4 protein-coding genes and 1 pseudogene are annotated in these 3,817 nt (G+C 58.9%); 4 read left to right on the top strand and 1 reads right to left on the bottom strand.

The features are described 5' to 3' along the window. The 3 genes and pseudogenes from WBC85_RS09995 to WBC85_RS09985 form a co-directional block, all read left to right on the top strand. Positions 1-207, top strand: a pseudogene (locus WBC85_RS09995) (AAA family ATPase); the annotation flags it as partial. A gap of 54 nt (positions 208-261) precedes the next feature. Next, positions 262-1,251 (top strand): ParB/RepB/Spo0J family partition protein, encoded by a 990-nt coding sequence (locus tag WBC85_RS09990; RefSeq protein WP_424436140.1) that lies wholly within the window; start codon positions 262-264, stop codon positions 1,249-1,251. Between the two features lie 66 nt (positions 1,252-1,317). After that, positions 1,318-1,920 carry a sugar transferase gene (locus WBC85_RS09985; RefSeq protein ID WP_424436137.1) on the top strand — a complete coding sequence of 201 codons (603 nt, stop codon included), beginning with the start codon at positions 1,318-1,320 and terminating at the stop codon, positions 1,918-1,920. Positions 1,921-1,992: 72 nt separating this feature from the next. On the opposite strand, the gene galE is transcribed toward WBC85_RS09985, so the two are convergent. Continuing rightward, the gene (gene galE / locus WBC85_RS09980) at positions 1,993-3,012 is read right to left on the bottom strand and encodes a UDP-glucose 4-epimerase GalE (RefSeq protein WP_424436134.1); all 1,020 of its coding nucleotides are present in this window, start codon (positions 3,010-3,012) and stop codon (positions 1,993-1,995) included. A gap of 205 nt (positions 3,013-3,217) precedes the next feature. On the opposite strand from galE, the gene WBC85_RS09975 reads away from it, so the two are divergent. Continuing rightward, positions 3,218-3,817 (top strand): sugar phosphate nucleotidyltransferase (locus tag WBC85_RS09975; RefSeq protein WP_424436131.1); only part of this gene is annotated, 600 nt, incomplete at its 3' end.

The raw sequence follows: 3,817 nt of genomic DNA, 5'->3' as shown, positions 1-3,817 counted from the left end.
CAGGACTTCACCGCGCTGATCGGGCAAGCGGGCGAACAGGTCAGCGGCATCTATGAAGCGGATTACCGCGATTTCAATCGCGAGACCTATGTGCGCGGGCGCGAAACATTTGATGCGACCTACGGCGCCTTCAAGGAACTGCTCTTGGGCGTGTGGCGGCGCGATGAACTGGCCCAAAGCACCAAGGACGAGCGTTCGGATGGGTAACGCGCGCTTCATGTCCTTCTGCTTCCCTGCGCCCCTTTCACAGGAGATGACATAATGGCAAAACGTAAACGCCTTGCCCCCGCGCAGCCGCGCGATCTGGATGCACCGCTGGAAACCAAAGCCATCACCGGCCTGTCCTCCCACCCTGCCCCGCCGATTGCCAGCGTGGCCGGCGATGCCTCTACCGTGGCGGCGCTGGAAGAACTCTCCGAGGTCCTGCGCGCGGCGCGTGCAGAGGGGCGGATGATTACCGCCCTGCCGTTGGCGCAGATCGACGAGACCTATCTGGTGCGCGACCGCATCGCGGTGAACGATGAAGACATGCAGGCGCTGCGTACCTCGCTGCAAGCGCGCGGCCAGCAAACCCCTATCGAGGTGGTTGATCTGGGCGATGGTCGCTTTGGTCTGATCTCCGGATGGCGCCGTTTGCAAGCGTTGCGCGCTCTGGAACAGAGCACGGTCAATGCCATCATCACCGCGCCGCGCGAGGCCCCTGATGCCTATATCGCGATGATCGAAGAAAACGAAATCCGTGTCGGCCTTAGTTATTTTGAACGCGCACGCATTGTGGTGAAATCTGTTGAGGGCGGCGTGTTTGATAGTCACAAACACGCCTTGCAGAGTCTGTTTTCCACCGCCTCGCGCGCGAAACGCTCGAAGATAAAATCCTTCATTCCCGTGGCCGAGGTTCTGGGCAGTGCCCTGAACTTTCCCACCCAGATGGGGGAACGGTTGGGCCTGCAACTTTCCAAAGCCTTGACTAGCGATCCCTATGCCCCGCGCCGTATTCTCTCGGCGTTAAATGCGTTGCCACATGAGGATGCCGAGGCAGAGCAGCAACTTCTGGACGAGGCTCTGAAGCAGGGTTTAGAGACTAGGGAAAAGCCGATCCAACCCAAAATAAAACCCGCAACAGGGCGCTCGATCACGCCTGTTGTGGGGGTCACGCTGACAACCTCGGCGAGCGGGATCATGCTCTCTGGACCGCGCGTTGATCCAAAGCTGTTCGCAGATTTGCAGATCTGGCTGAAGGGGCGCGCGTAAATTCGCGCCTTAGCACGCCCTTAATCATTTGCGCCTAACCTACCGCCGGTTCAGCGGGAGGCAATCATGCAGGTTCTATACGCGCGCCCTCAACAGGTTTGGGGCAGTTACGCTCTTTCGGGCAAACGGGTGGTTGATCTTGCGTTGGTGATTTTGTGCGCGCCGCTCTGGCTTCCGCTTATCGCTCTTCTCTGGCTGGGGTCGTGGATCGAAGCGGGGCAAGGGTTTTATATTGAAAAGCGCGTTGGCTTTGGTGGGCAATTGTTCAACTGCTTCAAGATACGCACGATGCATTGCGATGTTGCGCGTGGTTGTGCTGCCATCAAATCCGCGAACGATCCGCGCGTTACCCGCTGGGGGCGACTCTTACGGCGCAGCTCTCTGGATGAACTGCCGCAATTGATCTGTGTGCTGAAGGGCGAGATGAGCCTGGTTGGCCCCCGCCCCGTTCCCCTGCCCGAGCTTTCCCGCTATGGCGCGCATCAGATGCGCTATCTGGCATTGCGCCCGGGTCTTACCGGTCTTTGGCAGGTCTCAGGGCGCAATGCCCTGCCCTATAGCGCACGCGTTGCGCTGGATCTGCGCTATGGCGCGCAGGTGTCCTTTCGGACCGATATGGGGATTTTGCTGGCGACGCTGCGCGAGATCTGGCGCATGTCAGGGCGGTAAGTGCTGCCCATTTGTTTCGCGCGCGAAACATTTGGAAAATGGCGGCGCGTAGAGTTCGGCCCGTTTAGAGTCTTATTCAGGCGTTCGATAACCGTTCGGATTTCTAACCTGCCAGTTCCAGACCGATCGACACATGGCTTCGATGTCATGCTCGGCTTTCCAGCCCAGCACCTGCTCAGCCTTGGACGGGTTGGCAACGGTTGTTGAAACATCGCCCGCGCGCGGACCGGTGATACGATAGGGAACCGATTGCTCCGTCGCCGCCTCGAACGCGCGGATCATCGCCAGCACTGTCGTTGCGGTGCCGGTGCCAATGTTGAATGTCTCGCAGCCTTTGGCACCTGCGATATACTCCAACGCGGCCAAATGCGCGCCAGCCAGATCTTCCACATGAATATAATCGCGCGCGCCTGTGCCGTCGGCCGTGTCGTAGCAATCGCCAAACACCTGCAACTCTTTCAGACTGCCTTGGGCCACGCGGGAGATATAGGGCAGCAGATTGTTCGGGATGCCAACAGGATCCTCGCCAATATCGCCCGACGCATGGGCGCCAACCGGATTGAAATACCGCAAAACGGCGGCAGAACTGCCCGGCGTCGCAGCAGACCAATCGCGGATAATGTCCTCGATAAAATGTTTGGTGCGCCCATAGGTGCTGGCAGCCTTGAGCGGGGTGTCCTCGGTAAAGGGAAAAGGCTTGTCCGGATCATAGACCGTGGCGGAGGACGAAAAGACGATCTTGCTACAGCCGATCTTGTTCATCACCTCAAGCAGGGCAATGGAGCCTGCGATGTTGTTCTTATAGTAGGTCAGCGGCTTTTCGGCGGATTCGCCAACCGCTTTAAGACCGGCAAAGTGAATGACCGCATCAGGTTTGAAATCGCCCATCGCGCGTTCCAGCGCGCCGGGATCGCAAATATCACCCTCGACAATGGCCAGATCGGATTGGGCCAGACGTTTGACGCGGCTCAACGCTTCGGGCGAGCTGTTGCAATAATTGTCATAGGACAAAACATCCGCGCCCTTGCGCATAAGCTGCACAAGTGTGTGCGAGCCGATAAACCCCGCGCCGCCGGTTACAAAAACACGCATCTTGGTAATCCCATGATTTGGCAAGCTGGCCTGCCTCTTCGTTGGGTCCTCGTTAGCATTTCAAACGGGCGCGGTTCAATCGCTTAGCAACGCAATGACGCGGGGAATTGTTTCGCGCGCGAAACATTTGTCGCCTGCGGGGCTTGCCAAACTTTCGCCCAAACCTGACGCTATGAAGCAAGCAAGACAAGTAAGGGCGTTGGTTATGATTACACCGGTTATTCTCGCAGGCGGGTCGGGCACGCGGCTCTGGCCGCTCTCGCGCAAAAGCTATCCCAAACAATTCGCGGACCTGGGTCAGCCGGATACGCTATTTCAGGCCACGGTCAAACGGCTGGCAGGGCCGGGGTTTCGCCGACCTGTTTTGCTGACATCCGAGGATTACCGTTTCATTGTGACCGAACAGATGGGCGGGGCAGGGGTGCTGCCCGAAGCGGTCTTTATCGAGCCGGAGCCGCGCGACACCGCGCCTGCGGTGCTGGTGGCGGCGTTGTTCCTGCAGGAGGTTGATCCGGACGGGTTGATGCTGATTGCGCCTGCCGATCACGCGATTCCCGATGGGGAGGCTTTTCGCCGCGCGGTCGAGGCTGCACGCGGCGCGGCTGAAGCGGGCTCTATCGTGACTTTTGGTATTACACCGGATCGCCCCGAAACCGGCTATGGCTATCTGGAACTGACGGGCGCGGATCATCCCGAGGGCGCGCCAGAGCCGCTGACGGCCTTTGTCGAAAAGCCAAATGTTTCGCGCGCGAAACAAATGATCGCGTCCGGGAATTTCCTCTGGAACGCGGGTATCTTTTTAGTC

The sequence above is a fragment of the Planktotalea sp. genome, from assembly GCF_049680325.1.
In the GTDB taxonomy this organism is placed as follows: domain Bacteria; phylum Pseudomonadota; class Alphaproteobacteria; order Rhodobacterales; family Rhodobacteraceae; genus Planktotalea.
The sequence above is the reverse complement of the archived record's forward strand: the minus strand, read 5'-3'. Positions and strand labels throughout refer to the sequence as shown.

Bases quoted from the DNA above. Each gene is read 5' to 3' on its own strand.
- WBC85_RS09990 (WP_424436140.1), top strand. From the start codon at position 262: ATGGCAAAACGTAAACGCCTTGCCCCCGCGCAGCCGCGCGATCTGGAT.
- WBC85_RS09985 (WP_424436137.1), top strand. From the start codon at position 1,318: ATGCAGGTTCTATACGCGCGCCCTCAACAGGTTTGGGGCAGTTACGCT.
- galE (WP_424436134.1), bottom strand. From the start codon at position 3,012: ATGCGTGTTTTTGTAACCGGCGGCGCGGGGTTTATCGGCTCGCACACA.